A 25,938-nucleotide genomic window follows, 5' to 3' on the forward strand; every position below is an offset into this window, starting at 1 on the left:
TACAATGGCCTGGCAGGGTTGGGTGATGGCACTATTAATTCAAGATCGACAATTTTGCAGGTGGGCACTGATACCTGGAAGGCTGTTAGCGCCGGTACGCATTGCCTGGGCATAAAAACCAGCGGCACCCTTTGGGCCTGGGGCCCCAATTATATGGGGCAGTTGGGCGATGGTACCACAAACTATAAATTGATTCCTACGCAGGTGGGGGCAGCCAGCAATTGGCGAACAGTTAGTACAGGCCATGAGTTTTCGGCAGCGCTGACAACTGATGGCAAAATATGGACCTGGGGCAGCGCTGAGTATGGAAAATTAGGCGATGGCATTACTGATACAGAGGAATATAGAGAAATACCCGCACAGATAGGAACTGAGAACTGGAAGGGCGTAAGCGCCGGCGACGACCATGTTCTTGCTATAAAAGCCGATGGCACCCTTTGGGCCTGGGGCAATCACAGGCAGGGGCAGTTGGGCAGAGGATATGCAACATCGGGGGAAGCGCTTACACCTGTTTTAGTAAACGCCTTAACAGACTTGGATTTGGTAGAAGCCGGCGACTGGTATAGCCTGGCGGTTACAACCAGCTCGTCGTTATGGGGTACCGGTTGGAACAGGGAGGGGCAGCTTGGTAATGGCGGAATCACCGAAAGCTGGTCTACGTTTCTGCACCAGTTTGGCCGGGTAGGCAATGATAACATACTGGGGATAGCAGCAGCGAATATAAGCAGCGCCAGATTGATAACCCCGTCGCAGTCAACCACAGTTATAGACAATTGCTCGCTGGTGGCAACAATAGAAAGCCTGGGCACCCGGCCTATATCGGGCAATACAGCTATTAAAGTGTGGATTGAAAGCGCCCAGCCGCAACACTATGTAAGGCGACATTATGAAATAACGCCCGACAATAACGCATCGGCAGCTACAGGCCGGATAACGCTGTATTTCACTCAGGAGGATTTCAGGAGTTTCAATTCAATAGCCGAAGCCGGCGATAGAATATATATGCCCCGTTGGAATACTGATAATGGAAACAGGGCCAATATATTGATTGAAAAACGGGGAGGAAACAGCAGTGATGGCAGTGGACTGCCGCATACTTACACAGGTGCAGTACAAACGATTGATCCTGATGATGATGATATTGTTTGGAACAGCACTACCAATATGTGGGAGATAAGCGTGGACGTGGAAGGCTTCAGTGGATTTTTTATAAAAACACAAACAGCACTGTTACCTGTAAAATTTGGTACTGTCAGCGCATTCATAGCGAACAATATGCTTACTGTAAACTGGCAGACCCTGGAGGAAGAAAACAACGAATATTTTATTATCGAAGCCTCTGCCGATGGTAAAAACTTTACTGAAATCGGCAGGATGCAAACACTTGCAAAAGACGGCAACAGCGATGAGCTGCTCAGCTACCGGTTCGAAATAAATGCCGGAACGTTTACTGCGGCATTATTAGCCGGTTTAGGGCTTTGGGGTTTGTTATTGCCTTTTGGCAGAAAATACAGAAAACAGATGTTACTGAGTATTGCTGTTTGCTGCGCCGCTATCTTCGCCTGTAATAAGCAGCGCAATGACATCAGCAGGTACACGGATCAGCGGTTATATGTTCGTATTGTACAGGTGGACAAGGATGATGCAAAAACCTATAGTAAAATAATAATAGCAGAGCAAAAGTAGAACGCGGTAATAACTTGCAGCATAAGCAAAAAAGACACGACAGACAATAGCTGTGACTTTTTATGGACCTTTCATGCCCTTTTTTCATTTTGCAGAGTAGCAACGAATCATTACATCGAATACTGTTTAAATGCGACAGAAGGCTTGTACAGGGCTCAGGAGTTCCCCAGTTTATATTCACAGATTACATAAAGGCTATATATTAAACCCGGATCGATAGACGGAATATTAATATAGCCATAAACGTAAAAATTATTTTCGGCCTAAAAGATCAGGAAATTATATAGCAGACACTTAAGGTTGCATGGTTTTCTAAATTTTGTTAATAATTATGACCAAATGCCTAAAAACTTAAAGTTTTGTAAAGATGTATGCAACTGCTGCGTCCTCAGCATCTTCCAAACAAATTATTAATTCATTTTAAAACCTTATTTTATGAAACAATTATTTGTGGCTTTAGCAGTAATGTTTTCGGTAGCTTCTTTTGCGCAAACCGGTGAAAAAAATTTCATTGACAAAAACTATATTGAAGTAACCGGCAAATCCGAAATGGAATTTACACCTGATAAGATTTACATACAGGTATTGCTGACCGAAAAAGACAGCAAAAACAAAAATGCGATCCCGGAACAGGAACGCCAAATGCTGCAAAAGCTGCAGAGCTTAGGCATTGATACTAAAAAGGACGTAATGATAAAAGACCTGGCAAGCAATTTAAAAACAGGCTTTTTATCAAAAGAGGTGTTACTGAGTAAGCAGTACCAGATAATGGTTAAAGATGGCAGAACCGCCGGACTGGTATTTTTAGCGCTGGAAGAAATAGGTATCTCCAACGCTTCTATTGAAAAGCTGGAAAGCAGCAAAATAGAAGAATACCGGCAGGAAGTAAAAATAAAAGCCATTAAGGCCGCAAAAGAAAAAGCACAGCTGCTATGTAACGCAGTAGATCAGAAAGCGGGCAAGGCGCTTTATATCCAGGAGCAAAATGTATTTGCAAGGCCGGTATATGCTAATACGGTTATGTTTGAAGCAAAAGCAAAAGGAGTAGCTGATGCAGCCGACCTGAATTTCGAAAACCTGAAAGTGGAAGCCACTGTTTTATGCAGGTTCGAGATTTTGTAAAATATTTAGCCCACAGTCTTAACCGTGGGCTAAACTTTAACCGTTTTTATCTTTCAGGATAATTAAAGAGCCGCTTCGTACTTCTCGGCTACTTTTTCCCAGTTTACCACGTTCCAGAAAGCTTTCAGGTAATCAGGTCTTTTATTCTGATACTTCAGGTAATACGCATGTTCCCAAACGTCAACGCCTAAAACAGGAGCGCCTTTTACTTCCGCAACGTCCATTAAAGGGTTATCCTGGTTAGGAGTAGAAGTTACTTCCAGCTTTCCATCCTTTACAATAAGCCAGGCCCAGCCACTCCCAAAACGGGTAGCACCGGCTGTATTCAGCTTTTCTTTTAAAGCGTCTAAAGAGCCAAACGTTTCGTCAATAGCCTTAGCCAAAGTACCTGATGGAGCCGTTGCGCCTCCGGGAGTTAAAATTTCCCAGAAGAAAGTATGGTTCCAGTGGCCGCCACCGTTATTGCGCACAGCAGGTGAAATAGTTCCCGCATTTTTAACAAGCTCCTCTAAAGACTTTTCTGCATGCTCGGTTCCGTCAATTGCTTTGTTCAGGTTATCAACATAAGCCTGGTGATGCTTATCGTGATGTATTTCCATTGTTTGTGCATCAATATGTGGTTCCAATGCATCTTTAGCATACGGAAGAGGCGGTAATGTAAAAGCCATAGTTGTAATTTTTTATATGATTAAGTAATTAAATAATGTCTGGCAATATAACAAATTTATAACGAGATAGTTGAACAGTACGCTTAAGCTCATCAAACATTATTCCAATTTGTCATCTTTTATTCTTAAAAAATACCTTCATCAGCGCGGCACATTCCTCTTCCAGGATGCCCGTTACTATTTCGGTTTTAGGATGAAAGGGAGATACAGCAGGCTCAATTCGGCTAAACCCGTTTTTGACATCGGATGCGCCCCATACCACTCGGCTTATTTTGCTCCAGTATAAAGCGCCGGCACACATCACGCAAGGCTCAACGGTTACGTACAAGGTGGCTTCGGGTAAATATTTGGCGCCCACATTACTAAATGCCGATGTAAGCGCTATTATTTCAGCATGAGCCGTAGTATCGTTCAGCTTTTCTGTCATATTATATCCCCGCGCCAGCACCTTATTATTTTGCACTACAATAGCGCCGATAGGTATTTCATCTTCGTCAAATGCCTGCTGAGCTTCTTTTAAAGCCAGCCGCATAAAGTATTCGTCCGTCATTTACCACACGTTTTTTATCTTCAAACAAAAATAGCTTAAAAGCTAAAGGCAAAGCGCAAGGCCTCCCATCAATTTAAATTGATGAACCGGTTACCACAACCTGAAATAACAAGGCAATACTTTGTATGGATCACAGAAACCGGGATGGTGCTGTCAGAGATCAACTACTTTTTAAAACATACAGAGGAACTGGCGGCTCCGCAAAACGGGTACGAACCTTTTAAAACAGCTTGACAACAGCCTTATTATAAGTGAGCCGCTGGGCGTGGTGCTGATTATTACTCACTTATCCCTTTGATCGGTGCCATTGCAGCAGGCAACTGTGTGGTATTAAAACCCAGTGAGTTTGCAACAGCCACAGAAAGCACCCTGCAAAAATCATAGCAGAGGCATTCGATCCGCCGGTTTGACCATGTTTTACACAGGAAGCACTGCTGTTGGAAAGATCATTTATAAACAGGCGGCAGAACAGCTGATCCCCGTAACTTTAGAGCCGGGCGGGAAAAGCCCTGTATCGTTTCTGCCAACGCCGATTTAAGGCTTGCTGCAAAAAGAATAACACTGGTGAAGTTCTTAAATGCAGAACAAACCTGCATTGCCCCCGAGTATGCTCTCATTCATCAATCAGTAAAAGATACCATCCAGGCATTTTATAGCAAACATCCTGTAATAAGCTACGACTATGGACGCATCATTAATAAAAAACAGTTTGACCGGGTTACCTGAAAACAGGCAAAGTAATCTTTGGCGGCACGCATAACGAAGAAATACGCTATATATATCCACTATTATTGAAGCACCGCACATAGACGATCCTGTTATGAATGAAGAGATCTTCGGGTCGTTGTTACCGGTAATTGGCTATAGCGACAACGCTTTTGCTTTAGAAATAATACGCAGGAACCCCAACCCGTTAGCTTTTTATGTTTTACCGGCAATAAAAAGGAAGCAGAGGAATAGCTTCAAAAAGTGCCCTCGGGCGGTGCCTGTATAAATATGCAGCTATGCAATAAAAGCCTGCCTTTGGGCGGCAGGAGAAACAGGGTATGAGGCGTTATCATGGTAAATATTCATTCGATACTTTCAGCCATCAAAAGGCTATATTAAAAGCGGCCACCTGGCCCGATCTGCCTTTGGCTTACCCTTCTTTTAAGGGCAGGTTGGGAATTTTGAAAAAGCTGATTAAATAGATATGAGATGAATTTGAGTCCTCATCTGCCGGCAAGCCAATATTAAGAATGCGTTAGCTTTTTGGAGCCTTTGCAAAAAGCAGGTTAATGGAGTATCTTTGAAATTATTGTTACTTCATGCAAACTATCGACACATGGTATTGTACTTACAAAGGAAAGCTTTTGGCTGTTGCCTGCCAGAGGGGATATAGCTATGAGGAGTCCAAAGATATCGTTCAGCAGTTTTTTCTGGACCTGCTGCAGAAAGAAACCAGTGATGTGAAAAATCCCGAAGCATTCCTTCTAACAGCTTTTAAGCGCAGACTGATCGACCTGTACCGGACAGACCGCCGCTCATTAGTTGCAGAAAATTATCCTTTTCCCCCATCAGCATTAGAGATTATTGAAGAGCTGGAGACCAGCATGGAATTAGTAAATAAGCTTGAAGATGCCTATAAACGCCTTCCCGCCCGCTACAGGCGTGTTATATATTTGAAATACTACCAGGGGTTAACCACAGAACAAATTGCGGAAAGCACCGGCTTCACCTGTCAAACTGTTTATAATAATCTTTCAAAAGGTATCCGGCAACTAAGACTGAACCTTGAGAACAAAAAACCGTTTTCTAAGCTTGCGGGCATTTTCCTTTCTTTTTTTCCGTAAAATAATTATAAAAAGCGGTTAGATTTTAAAGCGTCTTTCGTCTTTAATAGTAAAAGACTTCCCTGCATGGCTTATACTATTGAGGAATTAATTGTCGACGACTCTTTTATTGCCTACTGTACCCAGCAGAGCGAAACAGACATTGCAAAATGGGACGACTATCTATATCATCATCCTGAAGAGCTGGCTGTGATGGAGGAAGCGAGGCGCTTGGTGCTGGGATTACAATATATGCTTAAGAAAAAACAGGATGAGCTATCTGCTAACGAAAGCCTTTCCGGGAAGTATTTAAGCGTTGCTGACACTGATGATGAACGCTCATACAGGGCAGGAAGCAAAAGCGCCCGCAAAAAAATATGGCCGTGGGTGGCAGCCGCTGCTTTTGCATTAACAACAGGTACTACTTTTGTTCTTAAAACCTTACAGAAACAGGCAACACCTACGCCCTTTTTTGTTCATACAAAACCTGCAGGATTTGATAAGTCTGTTACTTCTCCCAAAGGTCAAATAAAAATAATATGGCTGCCAGATAGTACCAGGGTCACACTCAATGCAGGTTCATTTTTGGGAATGGATGAAGCCTTTGGCGTTACAAACCGTACGGTGTACCTGGATGGTGAGGCCTTTTTTGAAGTGGCACACGATAAACATTTACCTTTTATTGTAGATGTTTCAAAGTACAAAGTAAAAGCAGTAGGCACTAAATTCAATGTAAAAGCCTATAAAAGTGATTTCTTTAGTGAAACCGCTCTTATCGAAGGCAAGGTACAGATTCTTATACCAGGAACGACTAAAGATGCAGTGTATAAAACCCTGGAAATAAATCAAAAGTTTGTGTTGAAGGATAGTGCTGACAACGCTGCCATCCAGTTTCCAAAAGAAACCGTAGTAGCACCACTTGTTCAGACAGATCTTCCTACACACGCAGAAACTGCATGGATGGATCACTACCTGATATTTGAAGAGCAAACACTGGAAGAAATAAAAAACACCATAGAACGGAAGTACAATGTGTCTGTTACAATAGCCGACCCCGAAGTGAGGCGGTATAAATACACTGCAAATTTTCGTAACGAAACCGTAGAGGAGGTACTGAAAGCATTACAGATATCTTACCCGTTTTCATATACAAAAGATGGGGATAATATAATCATCAAAAAATAAAGGATATGTAAACCAAAAGTAAAAATCAAAAAGAATGCAAAAAAGGAGAAATGGATTGCGGCCATTTCTCCTGTAATCAAAGGAAGCGGGGCGCTTCCCATCGTTAAACCAACAAAATGTAAAGTATGGAAAAAAACGCTTATCAACGCGCGTCTTACAGAAAATTTCTTAAAAAATTGCTGTTTATGAAACTAGGTATTGTTTTATTGTTTCTTTCTGCTACGCAGGTTGCTGCCACAACTGTGCATTCGCAGGAAATGGTAACAATAGACCTACAAAACACCAAACTGGCTACAGTGCTCAAAACCATCCAGAAAAAATCTGATTACCGGTTTGTTTTCAGTAATGAAATTATCGACAACAGGATGATAGTTAGCCTTAAAACAGAGCGCGCGCCTGTGCTCGAAATTTTGCCGAAAATTTTAAAAGGCACCGGCCTTGAGTTTGAAAAGCTGGGCGAAAAGCTGATCATTATCAGACAGGACCCTAAAGCTAATGCAGTCATACTGGTAAAAGGAACGGTGACCAGCACAGGTGGAGAAAAAATTGTGGGTGCTACTGTGATTTCCAGCAAAGGAGGATCTACTATTACAAACAATGAGGGCAACTATAGTATAGAGGTTGATGAAGACGCTACCTTAACATTCAGCTATATAGGTTATAAAACAAAAACAGTAAGTGTAAACAGGCAACCTGTTATCAATATTGTTCTGGAAGAAGCCGACAGGGCAATGGAAGAAGTGGTGGTAACGGCCCTCGGTATCAAACGCCAGGAAAAAGCATTAGGATATGCAACACAGAAAGTAGGAGGTCAAAACCTGCAAACAGTAAAAGGCGTTGATCTTGGAACTTCATTAACAGGTAAAGTAGCGGGATTGGTAGTTAAAAACTCCACAGAGTTTAACGGCAAACCAAGCCTTGAAATGCGCGGAGAAAGCCCGTTAGTCATTATAGACGGGGTTCAATACTCTAACGTAACCCTGCGGGATATTCCTACAGATGATATTGAAAGCATCGATTTTCTGAAAGGCCCTACTGCCGCAGCATTGTATGGCGCCGAAGGAAAGAACGGTGCAGTAATGATCAGTACTAAAAGAGGAAAAGGAAAAGGCGTTTCCATAGACTTCAACACAAACAATATGTTCACAATTGGTTATCTGTCTATTCCTAAAGTACAAACATCTTACGGTCATGGAGAGAACGGCAAAATAACAGATGATTATGTTTGGGGGCCTAAACTGAACATCGGAGACAGTGCTATGCAATGGAATCCTATAACCAAGCACGAAGAAATGATGCCGCTGATTACCCGGGGAAAAGACAACCTGAAGAATTTTATGCAAACCGGCTTTATCACTAATAATAACATCAGCGTTACACAAACCGGGGATAATGGCTATTTCCGTGCGGGGCTGAACCATATTTATAACAAAGGCCAGTTCCCTAACCAGAAGCTAAACATTACCAATTTTACGGTGAGCGGCGAAATGCGCGCCAGTACAAAATTTACTCTGGAGGCGCACATGGGTTATACCCGGAAAGAAGCTCCCAATGTGTGGGGAGCGGGTTACGGAGATCAGGGATACCTGTACCAGATCCTGATGTGGACAGGGCCCGAATATGATCTTTCCCAATATAAAGATTACTGGGCTGTAAAAGATCAAAAGCAAAACTGGCTGTACAAAAACTGGTATGATAATCCTTATTATATGGCTTACGAAAAACTATGGGGACTTAACCAGAATTTACTGAATGCCAGTATGACCGCCAACTACAGGTTTACACCAGATCTGAAACTGATGGTTCGCAGCGGTTATGATTATTTTAAAGATGAAGATATTGTCCGCAATGCTATTGGCGCTATTTCTACAAGAGGACAGAGCGTCAATTTCCGCCTGGATCCCGATCGCCTTGGGGCGATGAGCTGGAGCTGGAATGCCAAAGGGCTTTATGGACAAAATCAAACATGGGGTTTTACCACCACGAACGATGCGATACTCAGCTATCAGAAAAACTTTGGCAAATTCGGTGTTGATGTATTAGGCGGGGGATCTATCCGCTACCTGGAATTTCGCCAGCAAGGTGCCCGTACACGCAACGGCCTGAATGTGCCGGGCTGGTATTCATTAGCCAATGCTATTCCCTCTACCGTATTAGGGCAAGATGCTATTGTAACGAACTTTGGATTTGAGCGTTCACAGGTTAATAGTTTATATGGTAAAGCCACGCTATCCTGGGATAATGCGATTTTTATAGATGTAACAGGCCGGAACGACTGGTTCTCTACCCAACCTGAGGCGGAACGTTCTTATTTTTATCCTTCTGTTGCCGGAAGTTTCATTCTTTCAGAATACATGCCTATGCCAAAGTGGGTGAATATGTGGAAGCTCAGAGGCTCATGGACGGTTTCAAAATATGCGGCAAGTATATATGATATTAACCGAACTTATGCAACAGGCTCTGTTTTAGGAAATGTTTCTGCATCTTATCCCGGCAATCTGTATCCGCTGGATTTATTGCCTTCTGCTGAAAGAACATGGGAAATGGGAACCGCAGCTTATATGCTTGGCCAGCGCCTGCGCCTGGATGTGGCGTATTTCAATAAATTATATTACGACAGGAAAATATCACAAACCATATCTTCCGCCTCCGGCTTTGGCAGCACGTTAATAAATACCGGAGAACAACTTGTGCGTCGTGGTATGGAAATAACCTTAGATGGAACGATCATCAAAAACAAGTATCTTACCTGGAATTCGCTCATCAACTGGTCTTTCCAGCACCGTTATTATAAAAAGTTAGACCCTATATATTCTTCTGATGACGCTTTTACAAAAGTAGGTAACAGGCTGGATATCTATAAAAGAGATGTTCTTCTTAAAGACCCTAATGGCAATATCATTCACCAGAACGGGTACCCGGTAGAAAGCGATTATCAATACCAGATAGGATATGGTGATCCTGATTTTTCTTTTGGTTTTTCCAATACAGTTAACTGGAAGAACGTAATTTTTGGAATCTCTATCGATGGCCGCATAGGCGGTTTAATGTACAATTATATCTGGGATAAAATGTTTGATACAGGTTCGCACCCTGACACAGATAACCAGTTCCGTTATGATGAAGTGGTAAACGGGTTGAAGAACTATATAGGACAGGGAGTAAAAGTAGTTTCTGGAGAAGTAAAGTATGACAAATATGGAAATGTTACCAGCGACACCCGCCAGTATGCACCCAACGATGTGGCCGTAGGCTATCAAAGCTATATGCAGGATATCTCAGGAAAGGGCGAGCATGGTGTAATGAGCGAAAGCTTTGCAAAGCTGAGGGAAATTTCTATCGGATACCAACTTCCTAAATCTTTGCTGGGCCACTCTAAAATAAAAAACGCTTCTGTTTCTTTAACTGCTCAGAATGTGTTACTAGTTACCAAATTTAAATTTTCTGATCCCGACAGGGATACAGAAGACCTGAACGCGCCCTCTCAGCGAATGATCGGATTTAATATCAAATTAGGTCTTTAACCACTTTACCTGAAACTTAAAACAAAAGATTATGCACGTTTCTATATATAAGTATATGCTGCTATGCTGTATTGCTGTTACAGCGTTTACGGGATGCGGCAAGTTCGATCAAATTAATACCAACCCAGATGCAACAAGCACTTCACGGTCTGAATGGTTAGCTACCAGTATACTGGGATCTATTACGGTAAGCGATATAGCCACATCAAAAGGTTTTATGTACCCGTTCATGCTAAGTAAATACACGATCTGGAAGGAAGGCGGCCCCGAAGCCATGCAATATAATCGATTTGGGAGGATCGATTTTAATCGGCTTACTGTTTTACGCAATGTACAACCTATGATAGCCAATGCACCGTCTGATGCGCTGAAGAACTCTTACACTGCATTGGGTCATTTTATACGCGCCTGGCAGTTCTTTCAAACTACTATGAGAGTAGGCGATATCCCTTACTCAGAGGCTATAAAAGGAGAAAGCGATGGAAATATCAAACCTAAATACGATACACAAAAAGAGGTTTTTATTGGTATTCTAAAAGAGCTGGACCAGGCCGATGAGCTATTTAAAAACGGGAGTGATTTTTCGGGAGATTTTATTTATGGCGGGAAAACCGATAAATGGAGAAAACTGATAAACTCTTTTCAATTGCATGTGTTGATGAACCTGTATAAAAAAACGGCTGATGCCGACCTGAATGTAACGGGCCGCTTCCAGAAAATTGTGGCAGAACGGCCTTTAATGGAAGATTATACAGATAACTTTGCTGTAACGTATCAGAACGCTGCAGGAAGCTGTTATCCATGGTCCAACACACCTGTTCAAACCAATCCATTTATTATTTATTCTGCACTTACTACTACTTTTATTGATCCTTTAAAAGCCAACCAGGACAGGCGTTTGTTCTACGTGGCAGAGCCTGCTTCGGCAAAGATTACTGCCGGGGGCTCAGCTTCCAGCTTTGATGCTTACCTCGGGCTTGAACCCTCCAATACAATGGCTAATATTGTGGCAGCCTACAATGCTGGTAATTTCTCTGACTTTAACAGACGCTATGTAAACCTGTTCAATGCAGAGCCTGTTGGACTGCTTTGTGTATGGGATGTAAAATTCCTGCTGGCAGAAGCGACCGTAAGAGGCTGGATATCGGGCACAGCAGCACAGGCTTACTATGCAGCAGGTATACAGCAGTCTATGAGGTTTTTGGTAAACTATACGCCTGCAGCATACAGGCACGGTGTAACAATGGACGATGCCTATATTAACAGCTACCCATCTGCTGCTGGTATTGCACTAACCGGAAGCAGCGAAAACCAGATCAAGCAAATCATTACACAGAAATACCTGGCCGGATTTTTACAAAATTGTGATTACAACGCCTGGTATGAAAACCGCAGAACAGGGTATCCTGAATTTTTATTAAATCCAGCTACAAATCTTAATACCCCATCTAACAAATTTCCATTGCGCTGGCTTTATCCTTCCACAGAACTGTCAAATAACAGCGACAACCTGGATGCTGCTATCCAAAGCCAGTATGGAGGTAATGATAATGTAAATGAAATGATGTGGTTATTAAAATAATTGAAACAGATCAATTTTTTAAAAGTAAATAGTATAATCTAAATCGCAATGGCTATTGATTTTTCAAGAAGGGATTTTATAAAAAATACAAGTTTACTGGCTGGGGGCGCGGGAATATTTTCCGCGCTTCCTGCTTCTATTCTTAAGGCAGCATCCATCAATCCGGTCAAAGGATCTACGTTTGAAGACGCAGCACATATTGTGCTGCTGATGCAGGAAAACCGTTCTTTTGATCATTGTTTTGGCGCATTAAAAGGCGTAAGAGGTTTTAATGATCGTAATATCCTGAAGCTGCCTGATGGCAACCCGGTATGGCTGCAGACAGACGATAAAAAGGAGTCTTACCTGCCCTTCAGGTTAGATATGAAAAACACAAAGATCACCTGGATGGGTGGCCTGCCGCATACCTGGAAAGATCAGGTAGATGCCCATAATAACGGGCTATACGATAAATGGCTGATCGCAAAAAAAACCGGCTACAAAGGATTTGAAGAAATGCCAATGACGCTGGGCTATTACAACCGGGAAGATCTTCCTTTTAATTACGCCTTTGCAGATGCTTTTACAGTATGCGACCAGCATTTCTGCTCTTCGTTAACAGGCACCACACCCAACCGCCTGTATTTCTGGTCGGGCGCATTGCGTAAAGACGGTCTTGCAAAACACCCCGCCCTGGTGCGTAATAACGAGGCAGATTACAGTGCAGAAGCGGACTGGAAAACCCTGCCCGAACTATTGCAGGAAAATGGTATTACGTGGAAAGTGTACCAGAATGAATTAAGCCTCCCCTCCGGCCTTGAAGGTGAAGACGAAGCCTGGCTAAGCAACTTTACAGACAACGACCTGGAATGGTTCTCGCAGTTCAGAGTACGCCGGTCAGAAAAATATGAGACCTATCTTACCAATAAGCTGAACGATTATGATAAAAGTCTTGCTGAACTGGAAGACAGAGTTGCGAAAACCCCGGATGACGAAAAGCTGAAACGTGTTTTAAATGGCTTACGTGATCGTAAGCAGTATTATATTAAAGAGCTGGAACGCTGCAGGAAAGAGCTTGCCGAACCGTTAACCCAATTTGAGCAAGCTTTGCATACTAATGCCTTTGTAACTAACGATTTTGACCCCGATTATCACAGCACTGAAGAAATAGAATATGATGACAATGGTACCAAAAGAAAAATGCGGGTTCCAAAATCAGATGTGCTCGCCAATTTCAGGAAGGATGTAAAAGAAGGAAAGTTACCGGCTGTTTCATGGCTGGTGGCGCCACAGTACTTTTCTGATCATCCGTCTGCGCCCTGGTTTGGCGCCTGGTATGTATCGGAAGTTTTAAATATCCTTACCCACAACGAAGAAGTGTGGAAAAAAACGATATTTATCCTCACCTACGATGAGAATGATGGATACTTCGATCATATACCTCCTTTTACGGCACCTGATTACCGGGATAAGAAAACAGGCGATGTTTCAGAAAGCATTCAACACCTGGAGAAGGAATTTGTTACAATGGACGATGAGATCAGGCAAAAGGGTGTTACTCCGCAAAATGCGCGGGAGCATGCTATTGGTTTGGGTTACCGCGTGCCGTTTGTTGTAGCTAGTCCCTGGTCAAGAGGCGGCTATGTTAATTCACAGGTTTTTGACCACACATCGGTAGTGCAGTTCATTGAAAAATTTGCATCGCGCAAAGCCGGAAAAAAATTACAGCTGGATAATATCTCTGAATGGCGCCGTGCTGTTTGTGGAGATCTTTCTTCTGCCTTTCTTCCCTATAACGGTGAAGCAATTAAAAAGCCGGAATTCCTCAACCGGAACCCATACATACAGCAGATTAACGAAGCCCGTTACATGCCATTGCCAGGTGCAATAAGCCCGTTATCATCAACCGAGATAACAGCCTTACGATCAGACTTTTCAAAAACAAAAAATTTCTTTAAACAGGAAAACGGCATTAAACCGTCCATTCCCCTGCCTTATGAACTGTATGCAGATGGAAATATTCAAACAGATAAAAACAGCATGAGCTTCATCTTCGAAGCATCAAAGAATCTGTTTAAAGAAAAGGCAGCCGGCAGTCCTTTCCTGCTGTACGCTTACCAGCCATATAAAAATACAGACGGAACAAAAATAAGAAACCGTAACTGGTCTTTTGCAGTTGCTGCCGGCGAGCGGCTTCAATACCATATTCCTTTAGACGGATTTGAGACAGTGCAGTATCATTTCGCGTTATTAGGCCCAAACGGCTTTTACCGGGAACTAAAAGGCAATAGCCGGGAAGATCTGCTGCATATTGAATGCAGGTACGCTATGGGGTCTTATAAAAGGCAACTGCAATTAATGGTAACAAACAAATCCGGAACGACAAAGCAATTTGTTCTAAAAGACAACTGTTACGGGCAGAAAGATATTATTAAAACAATAGCCCCAAATGCCAAAGCAACCTTATTACTGAATCTTGAAAAAAGTCAGGGCTGGTACGACTTTACGCTTTCAATAAAAGGAAATACTTCTTTTCAAAGGAAATATGCAGGAAGAGTAGAAAACGGCAAGAGCACCATCAGCGATCCTGCAATGGGGGTAAGTTGAATGTTAAATTTTAACTGTTAAATTGACAAATACTTAATGTAAACATCATGATGCTCTGCGAAACAAAATGTTTCGCAGGATTATATTGTAGCCTTTGGCTACATTTAAAAAGTAGCCGGAGGCTACAATAAGGGGCTTTGGTACTCCCGCTCTAAAGCTATCGTGTGGACACATTTCGGTGAGTCACCTGTTAGTTGTAAGATATGGAAGGCTGGTTCAGGCAACTGAACGAAAAATGTCCCCCTTTTGAGGGGGATATCGAGAACAACGTTATTTAGACAGAGGAGGAAGGGGGAGGACGTGTTAAGAAAATCTTCAGCTAGTCCCCCTCCGGCCTGGCGGCCACCTCCCCCGAGGGGAGGATATGCAGAACGCTCACAAAAAGATACCCGACCAAAGATGTGTCCACACGATAGGCTCTAAGGGGGTCCTTCGGACCAGCGGAGTTTATTCGGTCTTTAAAAAATGCTATATGCTCCTAAATAAGTATGAAAAAAAACTTGCCACCTTTGCAGTAGTTTTCGCCATGCTTTCATGGTATTTCTGTACAAACAGCAACTCTGAACAAATGACAACAAAACAAAAGATCATAAAAACCCTTTATCCTGTGATACAGCTTTTTTCTACTAAAAAAGATATTGAAAGCCCCAACAGCAAACAACCTTTGCAATCCTTTTATGATTTAAGAGCAACCACTAATGATGGCAATGCCTTTGATTTTTCTGTGCTGAAAAATAAAAAAATATTATTGGTAAATACAGCCTCCGATTGCGGATATACACCTCAGTATAAGGCGTTACAATCTTTGTACGAACAATATAAAAATAAGCTTGTTATCATTGCTTTTCCTGCTAATGATTTTAAAGATCAGGAAAAAGCGGATGATGCCACTATAGCCAGCTTTTGCGAAAAAAATTATGGAGTAAGCTTTCCTCTGATGAAAAAATCAGTAGTAATCGCCTCTCCGCAGCAAAACAAAGTGTTTCAATGGCTTACCCGGAAAGACAGGAACGGGTGGAATGATAAAGCCCCTGAATGGAACTTTTCTAAATACCTGGTAAATGAAAAAGGAGAACTGACGCATTACTTTTCACCAGGTATGTCGCCATTGGACAATAAAATCAGACAGGCAATTGCTGAATAAAAAGAAGGCAGGTAATATTGCTAAAATCTGAACGTAAGCAATAATCCGGCTCTTATACCGGCCCAGGGTCCATCCATTTTTATATTGGCTCCTTTAGAATCAACAGTTACCGTTGTTCTGGTAAAAGGGATATCAAGGTCGTTCTCCAAGGACTCGCGGATGTTCTGCTGGACATCAGGATCAATAGCCTTATCAGATAAGCCTGCCAGGTCTCCTTTCCCTTTTCCCATATTAGGGCCAGCGATCCACCAATCCAATCCAACCGTATTACTCAACATCCATTGTGCACCCAATAAAAACCCGCCGGTATGTGCTGTCAGATCTCCGGTAAGCTTAATATTTACATCATCTGATCCATCGTTATATACGTAATTCAGTTCATGCACTTTATACCTGGCAAACCTGTAATAAGGGGCTACATAGAATCCTCTTCCGTAGCCCTTTTTACCTAAATAAAAACGCACTTCGGGCGTAATGGCAAAATTGCTGAACCTAGCCTGGTTAAAAGCATCTGTTATCAGATCGTCATCTCCCTTAATTACATTTTTCCGTATTTCTTCTTTGAATGGCAGTGTAGAAGCAGGCATTATCCTGCCAGATATTGCCACCGAAACAGTTTTGCTGAGCACCCTTTCATACTGAACAGCATAATTTTTTAATACCGGAGCGGTTAGATTTAGTTTAAAAATATTTTTTTTATCCGCTACATCATCCGATATAGTTGTTTGAGCTGCGGTGAACTGTACACTGATCATTGCAATAAGAATCAGTAAAGAATTTTTTTGCATGAAGTTGGTTTTGAATGCTAAGTTATTTAAACCGGCTCTAAATAATTTCCATTTTTTTCATAAGATAAGAAGCACTTAATGTGTGGCAAACACCATCCTTCAGCTTATAATCAAACAGCAGCTCATCATTAATAATGGTCGATTCAAATGCTTTATTAGCGATGAAAGCAGGATATTCTTTTACCAGATCGGCAACTATTATATCATGCGTGGCAATGATGCCAAATGTATTGAAGCCGGCCATTTTTCTGATAAGGCCGATAGTGCCATGCCGCTTATCATTGCTGTTGGTACCACGTAAAATCTCGTCCAGTATCACAAAGAGATGCCGTTCCCCTTCGAGGGCTCTTATAATAGATTGCAGGCGTTTCAGCTCAGCATAGAACAGCGACTCGCTATCCTGTAAAGAGTCGGTAATGCGCATACTTACAAAAATGTCGAACGGATAAAACTCAAAAGAGCTGGCACAAACTGCAGCACCGGATCTTGCCAGCACCAGGTTAGAGCCCAGCGTTCTTAAAAAAGTGCTTTTCCCACTCATATTAGACCCGGTAAGAATCACAAATCTCTGTTGATTGAACGATACATCATTGCACACCCGTTTTTCTTTCTTTACAAGAATATGCCCCAGATCAACGGCGCTGAATGCAGGTTGTTCTTTTACTTCAGGAAAGCAGAAAGACGGATTATTATATGATAGATTCCCCAAGCTGCTCAACGACTCTATTTTGCCTATGATCCGCAGCCATCCTTTTATTTCATGGGCATGTTGTTTTTTCCAATGGCCTAAGCGATATAAAATATGCACATGGAAAAGAAATAGCCCGTTCAGTAACAGGCTCACCACAAGGTTTACTACCGTTTCCAGGTAATTGAACAATGAAGCCAACTGACCTATTAAACGGGAGGAAGCTATTCCATTTTTGTTTAGCACCTGCTGGTATTGTTTGAATAAAGAAGCCTGGAACCCCTGCGTTTCAATCAATCTCAGCTGGTTACTAAAATTCTGCAGGATTTTAGTAACTGCTGTGGATACCGATAATTGCGAAGTGATCTTTTTTGAAAAAGAAAAAGCAATGATAAGGTTCACTACAAACAGCTTAGTGAACAATGAAAAAGCGGTTTCACTCTCGGTAACAGCGTAATAAACTAAACTGCCGATGGTGCATAAAGGAAATACCATAAGCAGGTAATACCACAGGGTATTGACCAATTTTGTATCACTATCTATCCAATGCATCAGTCTCTCAAGGTCTTTCTTCCTTGCTTGATGCAGACTCCCATGCGCATATAGCTCCTGCCTGAAATCTATTGCACCGGCCAGCTCTTTTATAGCTTCCTGCCTTTCTTTAATGACATAGGAATCAGGCGTCAAAAGGTCCTGCGCCAGCGCTTCTTTACCGAAAGAGGTGCTGCACCTGTTTAAATAGGAAAAAAGGCCATCCTCACTAAACAGGTCCAGATCGTAAGAATAGGGATGGTGCGGGTCTTCATACTCTTTTCCTGCATCATAAGACGACTTATTAGTTTGTAAGAAATGTTCTTCTTTTTCATTACAATCGGCCAATGCAGAGAAATATTGCCTTTTCTGTTGCAGCTTCCCATAACACCTTACCAGGTATACAAAAGCAGCAAACACGGCTGCTGTGAAAAACCCCATCCAGCCACTGCCTTTTTGCGTAAGCAGGTACAGCAGAAATATAAAAACTGCAAAGCTCAATAACCTGGCAAAACTTAACCAGCCCGACTGTTGTTTTAGCTGGTCGGCTTTCTGGCGAAATTTTTTTGCTCTTTCTTTATAAACGGTAGCCATAGAAAGTAAAAGTAAAGATTATTCGGGGTATAGAATTTCTGTACTCTATATGGTTGATGGATGAGGGTTCATAGTTCATGGCAGATACTGGATACAGGTTACTGGTTACAGGTTACTGGTTACAGGTTACTGGTTACAAGTTGCTGGAAACTTGAAACCCGGAACCGGAAACTTTTAACCTTTTTCAACACCATCCACAACTTACTATTCACCATTGACCTTTAACTCAACGTTATTATGGCTATGCCAGGCTTTTTTCCTTTTTCAAAGCTACCGTATTGCTTTTCTATTTTTAACGCTTTAGCCCCGTTGATAGTAGCCCAGGACAACATTCGTTCCAGCGAAAGCTCTGGAAAATGCCTTTGCAGGGTTTTTATTTCCTCCCAGATATTCAGCTGGTGATTGGACGCAAGGCTATCAGTTCCTAAAACAATATTGCAATCGTTTTTTATGAGCAAGCCTACGGGTGGCTGAGCGCGGCTGATATATTCGTTGGCATTAGGACAAAGGCACCAGTAAAAGTCGGTACCAGATTGCTGAACCTGTTTAATATCGGCTTCGCTGGTGTGTACATTATGCACTAACAGCACCTGCTGCCCACTGCGAAATACAGGCAGATACGTTTGCAGGCTGGTTTTTCCCGAAGGCTGAAAAAAATCCATGTTCAGACCCATGGCCTTAAACATGTCTGCAAAGCCCCCGCTTTTTTGTTCAAACCAGCGGTTTTCATCTGCGGTTTCCTGGTTGTGTATGCTGAAAAGCTGGTTTTGGGGATAATTCAAAATCTTTTTCCAAAGAGGGTTAGATACTGAATAAGGTGCGTGTGGCACAATAGAAACCTGTAAAGGCGTTAGCAGACCGGTAAACTGGTGATAAACAGTTTTATAAAATTCAAAATTCTTATCTGCCACAGCCGGATCAGCACCCATGGCCTCAATAAAATTATGATAATATAAATGGTTCTGCTTTTTTTGCGGCAATGTATAGGTGGTATTACAAATATCACCCACAGCCACAATACCATTCTGCCGCATTTCCTGCTCAGCATCGGCAATAGCCTGAAAGATAGCACTTTCTGTAAAATCCCTTTTCTGCACTACCTGTCTTACAAAACCCGCCAGGCCGGTATTTTCGGGTATCCTGCCTTTTAAATGGCTGAGCTCCAGATGGCAATGGCAATTAATAAACCCCGGGGCAAGGATTCCCCCGGCCATTTGAACATCGTCGCCGGCCTCAGATGGATCTATGATCGCTTCCACGGTGCCGTCTTCTTTCAACACCAGTACTTTGTTTTGATGAAACCGGTACCCGTCAAATAATTGCGCTGCCTGTAACTTATTAAAATGCATCTTGTAAAATAATTTAACTTTGCTGCCCTCTGTAAAAGTAAGAGAATAACATGTTAGATAAACTGGAAGCTATAAAAGCCAAATATGATCAGCTGGGTGTGGCGCTTACCAACCCTGAAATTGTAAGCGATAACAAAAGATTTGCTGCCACAAGTAAGGAATACCGCGGGCTGGAGAAGATCGTGGTTGCCTATAATGATTATAAAAGGCTGCTGGGTGATATTGACTTTAATAAAGAAGCGTTGAATGGCGATGATGAGGAGCTGCGTGAACTGGCCAAGGCCGAAACCGCCGGCTTGCAGGAGCGTAAGGAAACAATGGAAGCCGGTATTCGCCAGTTACTGATACCTAAAGACCCCCAGGATAGTAAGGATGTCATTATGGAGATCCGCGCCGGTACCGGAGGCGATGAAGCCAGTCTTTTTGCCGGTGATCTCCTGCGGATGTATATTAAATATTGTGAAAAACACGGATTTAAAACAGCTGTTTTAAGTGAAAGCGAAGGAACGGTAGGCGGCTATAAAGAGGTACAACTGGAAGTTACAGGAGATGATGTGTATGGTACTTTAAAATTTGAAAGTGGGGTGCACCGCGTACAGCGCGTTCCTGATACTGAAACGCAGGGCCGTGTACATACATCTGCAGCCACCGTGGCGGTTATGCCCGAGGCAGAAGAGATCGATTTTGAGCTGAAAGATAGCGATGTAAAAATGGAAACAGCCCGGAGCGGAGGTGCCGGTGGCCAGAATGTAAACAAGGTGGAAACCAAAGTAATGCTGACCCATATACCAACCGGAACAGTGGTTATTTGCCAAACCGAGCGTACACAGCTGGGCAACCGCGAAAAAGCCATGCAAATGCTGCGTACCAAACTGTACGAAGAAGAGGTGCGCAAGCAGGAAGAAGAAATTTCGCGACATCGTAAAAGCCTGGTAAGCAGCGGTGACAGAAGTGCCAAGATCAGGACGTATAATTACCCCCAGGGCCGTGTAACTGATCACCGCATCAACCTGACGGCTTATAACCTGGATGCGGTAATGAATGGTGAGCTGCAGGAATTTATAGATGCTTTGCAATTTGCTGAGAACTCGGAAAAGCTGACCAAGCAGGAATAATATACGAGGCCCGGCATGCAGCGAAAATGAATAAAAAAGAATTGCTGCGGGCACTGGTAATCCTTACCTTGCATTTATGGAAAAAAAGTTGTTTCTGTTAGATGCCTATGCTCTCGTGTTCCGTGCCTATTATGCGTTGATACGCAGCCCGCGCATTACCAGTAAAAATAAAAACACCAACGCCCAATTTGGTTTTACCAATACCCTGGTAGAGTTGCTGAACAAGCAAAGACCCACACATATGGCGGTGTGCTTTGATACGCATGAGCTTACCGAACGCCATACGGATTATGCCGATTATAAAGCCAATCGCCAGGAAACCCCTGAGGACATCCTGATTGCGGTACCAGATATTAAGCGCATTATTAAAGGGTTTAACATCCCCTGTATAGAAACCGATGGCTATGAGGCAGATGATGTAATCGGGACACTGGCCAAAAAAGCAGCCGTCGAAGGATATGAAGTATTTATGGTAACCCCCGATAAAGATTATGGTCAGCTGGTTTCGGACAAAATAAAGATCTATAAGCCCGGCTACCAGGGCAGCGATGTAGAAATTATGGGGCCCGAAGAAGTTTGCGCTAAATGGAACATTAAAAACGTATCGCAGGTAATTGATGTATTGGGCCTGATGGGAGATGCGGTAGATAATATTCCGGGTATTGCGGGCGTGGGCGAAAAAACGGCAGCCAAGCTGTTAGCCGAGTATGAAACATTGGAAAATGTAGTAGCCAATGCAGAGAATATTAAAGGGGCTTTAGGCCGCAAGGTGCAGGAAGGCAAAGACCTTGCTATTCTTTCCAAAAAACTGGCCACGATCATTACTGATGTTCCCGTAGCGTTTCATGAAGAAGATTTCAGTGTAAAGGAATGGAATAAAGAGGCGTTGAAAGAAATTTTTGCCGAGCTTGAATTCAGGACGTTGGGGAAACGCTTATTAGGAGAAGAGGTCTCGGTTCCTACAGCAGCTCCGGGCGAAAAGAAGGTGACGGGGAAAAGTGTGCAGATAGACCTGTTTGGAAACGTGATCAGCGAAGAAGCCCCGGCGCCTGTTGCCGCGCCTGCTATAGAAGAAAGTGACACCGCTGCTTCTTTTTCTACATTGAAAAAGATAGGTGATGTGCCTCATGAATATATTGCAGTAAGCGGCAATGAAGCCATTACCAATCTTGTTCAGCAATTATCTTCTTTTAATGAAATATGTTTTGATACAGAAACAACAAATATAGATGCCAATCTTGCAGAGCTGGTGGGCATGAGCTTTTCCGTAAAGCCCGGAGAAGCTTATTGGGTGCCTTGCCCTCCAGAACAAAATGAGACCCATCAGCTGCTTGCGGCATTTAAACCTTTGTTTGATGATGTATCTAAAACATGGATCGGGCAAAACCTGAAGTATGATCTGCTGATCATGAAATGGTATGATATTGAGTTCAAAGGAAAGCTATTTGATACCATGCTGGCACATTATGTAATAGAGCCGGACGGCAAAAGAAGTATGGATCAGCTAAGCACTAAATACTTAGGTTACGAGCCGATACCTATTGAAGAGCTGATCGGTAAAAAAGGGAAACAACAAGGTAATATGCGTGAAGTGGACCTGGAAAAAATAACCGATTATGCCGCAGAAGATGCCGATATTACCTTGCAGCTGAAAGAAGTTTTTACGCCTATGCTTGCACAAAAGGAGGTAGAAAAAGTTTTTCACGAAGTAGAAAACCCTCTGGTTCCGGTGCTCACCAATATGGAATTTGAAGGGATCAGGATTGATGAGGAATTTTTGAAATCTTATTCAAAAGAGCTGGAAAAAGGTGCGGTAGAAGCAGAAAAAAAGGTGTTTGAAATTGCCGGCGTACGATTTAACCTGGCTTCACCCAAACAACTGGGCGAAGTATTGTTTGATAAGTTAAAGCTCGACCCATCGGCCAAAAAAACAAAAACCGGCCAGTATCAAACCGGTGAAGATGTATTGCAGAAGCTGGCAGCAAAGGGCCACCCTATAGCGGAGGAGATCATCACTTTCCGGGAGCTGACCAAATTAAAGTCTACTTATGTAGACGCATTGCCGCAGCTGATCAATCCTAAAACAGGACGCGTGCATACCACCTTCGGGCAGGCAGTAGCGGTAACGGGGCGGCTGGCCAGCAACAACCCCAACCTGCAGAATATCCCGGTAAGAACCGACAGGGGAAAGGAGATCAGGAAGGCATTTATTCCGCGGGATGAACACCACATTTTACTGTCTGCCGATTACTCACAGATCGAACTGCGTATTGTAGCCGCTATCAGTGGAGATGAAAACATGGTAAAAGCTTTTAAAAGTGGCATGGATATTCATACAGCCACAGCATCAAAAGTTTTTGACGTTCCGGTTGAAGAGGTAACCAGGGAAATGCGCTATAAAAGCAAGAGCGTGAACTTTGGTATCATTTACGGTCAGGGCGCTTTTGGCCTGGCAGACAACCTGGGCATATCACGTACAGAAGCCAAAGCCATTATTGACAGCTATAAAAAGGAATTCAGCGGTATACAACGGTACATGGATGACACTATCAATTTCGCCCGCGAACATGGGTATGTGCAAACCCTGATGGGCCGCAAGCGCTGGCTGAAGGATATTAATTCCAGCAATTTTACCGTGCGCGGATTTGCAGAACGAAATGCCATCAACTCTCCTATTCAGGGAACGGCGGCAGACATGATCAAGCTGGCTATGCAAAAAGTACATGACGCCATGAAAAAAGCAGGCATGAAAAGCAAAATGATCTTACAGGTGCATGACGAATTGATCTTTGATGCATTGAAAGACGAAGTGAACGAATTAAAGCCACTTATTCTAGAGAACATGGAAGCCGCGCTGATGCTACCCCATAGCGTGCCGGTTATTGCAGAATGCGGCGAAGGAGAAAACTGGCTGGAAGCGCATTAGGGAGCTCATAGTCAGAAAGGCCGGGAGACAGCTATAAACTTTAAAAGCATTAGCTAATTATCTCATTCCCTCACCACAAGCACTGCTTTTGAATAATCTTTCGTTCCATCCTTATCGACCTGTGCTATGCGCAGGAAAATTTTATTACCGGCAGTGTCAACAACCGTTTCATTTTTAGCGCAACTGTACAATACAAGCCCGGCGGAGCAAATAATGCAGGCAATCCTCCATTTTCTTTTGCCGCCAAAAGCCGGGATGCATAACGCCAATAATAAAGATGCGCCTAATAATGCAGCCGCTGCGTTCACATTGATACTATATTCATATTGCAGCGTAGTTGAGCTGTTACCATCTTTCGCTTTGCTTTGCACTTTACCTATTTTAATAAAATCGCGCCCGTTTGCCGAACCTTCTATTTCAAAATAGCTGTTATTGGTTTCACTTTCGGTTTGCCATTGCACTGTCAGCCTGTTATTTTTTATTACCGCGGCAGTGCTGCCAAAGATTACGGGCAGTGGTGTGCTGTTGGCTTCGTAAGCGCCCATGTCTATTATGTTTTCTGCTATACGGGCATTACCAGCCAGGTCTGCACCACCCATTGTTGCTGCATTGTAAAGCGTTTTATCACCAGCGTTAATAGCCGGGCTGCCGGGCTGCAATGTAAAATCTCCCCCGGCGCTATTGATAAACAAGGGATTGCTGTTAAGAACGTTGCTTAGAGTAGCCGTTCCCTGGTAATTAGCATTGATTACAGAACTGGAAATAGTAATGGCTGCAGTACCGCTACTTACGTTAATTACATTTGCCGTGCTGCCGTCTGTCCATACTATTGAGTTCTGTATGCTGGTAACAGCCGGGGCATTCAGGTCTAAAACCGTGCTGCCGGGATTGTAAAGCGTGCTGCCGACCAGCTTTAACGAAGATTGCTGGTTATAAAACGGGACATCGTTATTGGAAGCGTAAGCCAGGCTGTTTACAATTGTTGCATCTGTTCCGTTCCTTATAGCTACGGCGGTGCCTTTATAGGTACCGGCATACAGGGTGCCGGTACCGATGCGGTTATTGATGAATTTTGAATTGCTGACCCATAAGGTACCTGTTCCAAAAATATTGATACCGCCACCTGTTCCTCCGTTAGCTCCTCCCTGCAAACTGTTATCTACTATATTTTCGAGGAATGTACAGCCAGCCACTTTTACAGAAAAATCGCCCGGCACACCATAGCCCGCTGCGTCCAGTTGAAGAATATCTATAGCCGCCCCGGAATAGCCTGCATAATTGTTCTGGAACATACAATTTATGAACTGGCAACTGTTCCCCGGAGCGGCAATACCTTCATAAGATACAGCTCCGCTTGAAAACGCATTATTATTGATAAAGGTGCAGTTTTGAATAGCAGGCGTAATATTTACAGAATTAAAGTTGCAGGTAATGAAAATAGCGCTCCCGGTATAGCGTGGGTACAGATTGTTATATACGCTACCTGCGCTGGCGTTGCCGTCTGAAAAAGTAAAGCCATCAACCAGCGTGGAATTATCAATGGGTTGCGGATTTTCAGGATCCAGCTCAATTACCATAATGTGATAACTGTTGTCATTGTTGTTCCCCGGAGTGCCAATATCACCGCTTAATATCGTAGGATTGGCGCTGACATTTCGTTGGGTAACGTTTGTTTCAGTACCAGAAAAACCACCATAAAGCCGTACATTATTCTTCCTGATATTAAAGAACGCGTCCCTGTTATTGGTCGCGGAGGGATAATATGTACCCCTGGCTACCCATACCTGGTCATTGGCTGCCGAGGCGTTAATCATCGCCTGTAAATCGCCGGAGGCGTTATTCCAACTGGACCCGTCGCCTGTGCCATCGGCTTTTATATATCTGATGGTCTGGCTATCGGCCAGAAACGGCATCCATAAAAGCAGGCTAAAAACTGCTATTGATAATGCGCGTACCGGAAAGCGGCGCTTATTGGTCCTAGAAATTCTTTTCTTCATAAAAAGGTTTTATTATTTTTTACAGCTATCCGTTTGGCGAAAAGAAATACCATACGGCAGCCATAAGCAGCAACGCAATGATGACGATGAGC

Annotated in this window: 17 protein-coding genes and 2 pseudogenes; 13 read left to right on the plus strand and 6 right to left on the minus strand. The window is 43.1% G+C overall.

Features of this window, described 5'->3' with window-relative positions; translation table 11 throughout:
- Positions 1-132 precede the first annotated feature (132 nt).
- Positions 133-1,686 (plus strand): annotated as a pseudogene (locus ACYVBM_RS07160) (RCC1 domain-containing protein); the annotation flags it as partial.
- Positions 1,687-2,121: 435 nt separating this feature from the next.
- Positions 2,122-2,808 (plus strand): SIMPL domain-containing protein, encoded by a 687-nt coding sequence (locus ACYVBM_RS07165; protein ID WP_460684953.1) that lies wholly within the window; start codon positions 2,122-2,124, stop codon positions 2,806-2,808.
- A gap of 62 nt (positions 2,809-2,870) precedes the next feature.
- Here ACYVBM_RS07165 and ACYVBM_RS07170 read toward each other — a convergent pair whose 3' ends face one another.
- Positions 2,871-3,476, minus strand: a complete 606-nt coding sequence (locus ACYVBM_RS07170) for a superoxide dismutase (protein ID WP_460684954.1) — start codon at positions 3,474-3,476, stop codon at positions 2,871-2,873.
- 112 nt (positions 3,477-3,588) lie between these two features.
- The gene (locus tag ACYVBM_RS07175; protein ID WP_460684955.1) at positions 3,589-4,026 is read right to left on the minus strand and encodes a nucleoside deaminase; all 438 of its coding nucleotides are present in this window, start codon (positions 4,024-4,026) and stop codon (positions 3,589-3,591) included.
- An 81-nt stretch (positions 4,027-4,107) separates the two neighbouring features.
- On the opposite strand from ACYVBM_RS07175, the gene ACYVBM_RS07180 reads away from it, so the two are divergent.
- From ACYVBM_RS07180 to ACYVBM_RS07220, 9 genes and pseudogenes are all read left to right on the plus strand, one after another.
- Positions 4,108-4,260, plus strand: a complete 153-nt coding sequence (locus ACYVBM_RS07180) for a hypothetical protein (RefSeq protein ID WP_460684956.1) — start codon at positions 4,108-4,110, stop codon at positions 4,258-4,260.
- Positions 4,261-4,438: 178 nt separating this feature from the next.
- Positions 4,439-4,752 (plus strand): annotated as a pseudogene (locus tag ACYVBM_RS07185) (aldehyde dehydrogenase family protein).
- A gap of 320 nt (positions 4,753-5,072) precedes the next feature.
- Positions 5,073-5,216, plus strand: a complete 144-nt coding sequence (locus ACYVBM_RS07190) for a hypothetical protein (protein WP_460684957.1) — start codon at positions 5,073-5,075, stop codon at positions 5,214-5,216.
- A 117-nt stretch (positions 5,217-5,333) separates the two neighbouring features.
- A complete protein-coding gene (locus ACYVBM_RS07195; RefSeq protein ID WP_460684958.1) occupies positions 5,334-5,858 on the plus strand; it encodes an RNA polymerase sigma factor in 525 nt (174 codons plus the stop codon).
- Between the two features lie 66 nt (positions 5,859-5,924).
- A complete protein-coding gene (locus tag ACYVBM_RS07200) occupies positions 5,925-7,022 on the plus strand; it encodes a FecR family protein (RefSeq protein ID WP_460684959.1) in 1,098 nt (365 codons plus the stop codon).
- Between the two features lie 185 nt (positions 7,023-7,207).
- Positions 7,208-10,546, plus strand: a complete 3,339-nt coding sequence (locus tag ACYVBM_RS07205) for a SusC/RagA family TonB-linked outer membrane protein (protein WP_460684960.1) — start codon at positions 7,208-7,210, stop codon at positions 10,544-10,546.
- A 31-nt stretch (positions 10,547-10,577) separates the two neighbouring features.
- Positions 10,578-12,128 carry a SusD/RagB family nutrient-binding outer membrane lipoprotein gene (locus ACYVBM_RS07210; protein WP_460684961.1) on the plus strand — a complete coding sequence of 517 codons (1,551 nt, stop codon included), beginning with the start codon at positions 10,578-10,580 and terminating at the stop codon, positions 12,126-12,128.
- A gap of 48 nt (positions 12,129-12,176) precedes the next feature.
- Positions 12,177-14,714, plus strand: a complete 2,538-nt coding sequence (locus tag ACYVBM_RS07215) for a phosphocholine-specific phospholipase C (protein WP_460684962.1) — start codon at positions 12,177-12,179, stop codon at positions 14,712-14,714.
- Positions 14,715-15,282: 568 nt separating this feature from the next.
- The gene (locus tag ACYVBM_RS07220; RefSeq protein WP_460684963.1) at positions 15,283-15,858 is read left to right on the plus strand and encodes a glutathione peroxidase; all 576 of its coding nucleotides are present in this window, start codon (positions 15,283-15,285) and stop codon (positions 15,856-15,858) included.
- Between the two features lie 20 nt (positions 15,859-15,878).
- Here ACYVBM_RS07220 and ACYVBM_RS07225 read toward each other — a convergent pair whose 3' ends face one another.
- The 3 genes from ACYVBM_RS07225 to ACYVBM_RS07235 form a co-directional block, all read right to left on the minus strand.
- A complete protein-coding gene (locus ACYVBM_RS07225) occupies positions 15,879-16,646 on the minus strand; it encodes a DUF3575 domain-containing protein (protein ID WP_460684964.1) in 768 nt (255 codons plus the stop codon).
- Positions 16,647-16,683: 37 nt separating this feature from the next.
- A complete protein-coding gene (locus ACYVBM_RS07230) occupies positions 16,684-18,459 on the minus strand; it encodes a MutS-related protein (RefSeq protein ID WP_460684965.1) in 1,776 nt (591 codons plus the stop codon).
- A gap of 221 nt (positions 18,460-18,680) precedes the next feature.
- On the minus strand, positions 18,681-19,808 hold the full coding sequence (locus ACYVBM_RS07235) for an amidohydrolase family protein (protein WP_460684966.1): 1,128 nt from the start codon (positions 19,806-19,808) through the stop codon (positions 18,681-18,683).
- Between the two features lie 50 nt (positions 19,809-19,858).
- Between ACYVBM_RS07235 and prfA the strand changes: the two genes are divergently transcribed.
- Together prfA and polA are read left to right on the plus strand one after the other, a co-directional pair.
- Complete coding sequence (prfA, locus tag ACYVBM_RS07240; RefSeq protein ID WP_460684967.1) at positions 19,859-20,923, plus strand: peptide chain release factor 1; 1,065 nt, start codon at positions 19,859-19,861, stop codon at positions 20,921-20,923.
- A gap of 76 nt (positions 20,924-20,999) precedes the next feature.
- Positions 21,000-23,849 carry a DNA polymerase I gene (gene polA / locus ACYVBM_RS07245; protein ID WP_460684968.1) on the plus strand — a complete coding sequence of 950 codons (2,850 nt, stop codon included), beginning with the start codon at positions 21,000-21,002 and terminating at the stop codon, positions 23,847-23,849.
- A gap of 62 nt (positions 23,850-23,911) precedes the next feature.
- Here polA and ACYVBM_RS07250 read toward each other — a convergent pair whose 3' ends face one another.
- A complete protein-coding gene (locus ACYVBM_RS07250; RefSeq protein ID WP_460684969.1) occupies positions 23,912-25,846 on the minus strand; it encodes a choice-of-anchor Q domain-containing protein in 1,935 nt (644 codons plus the stop codon).
- Positions 25,847-25,938: the final 92 nt, after the last annotated feature.

This window comes from Niabella aquatica (assembly GCF_054779315.1).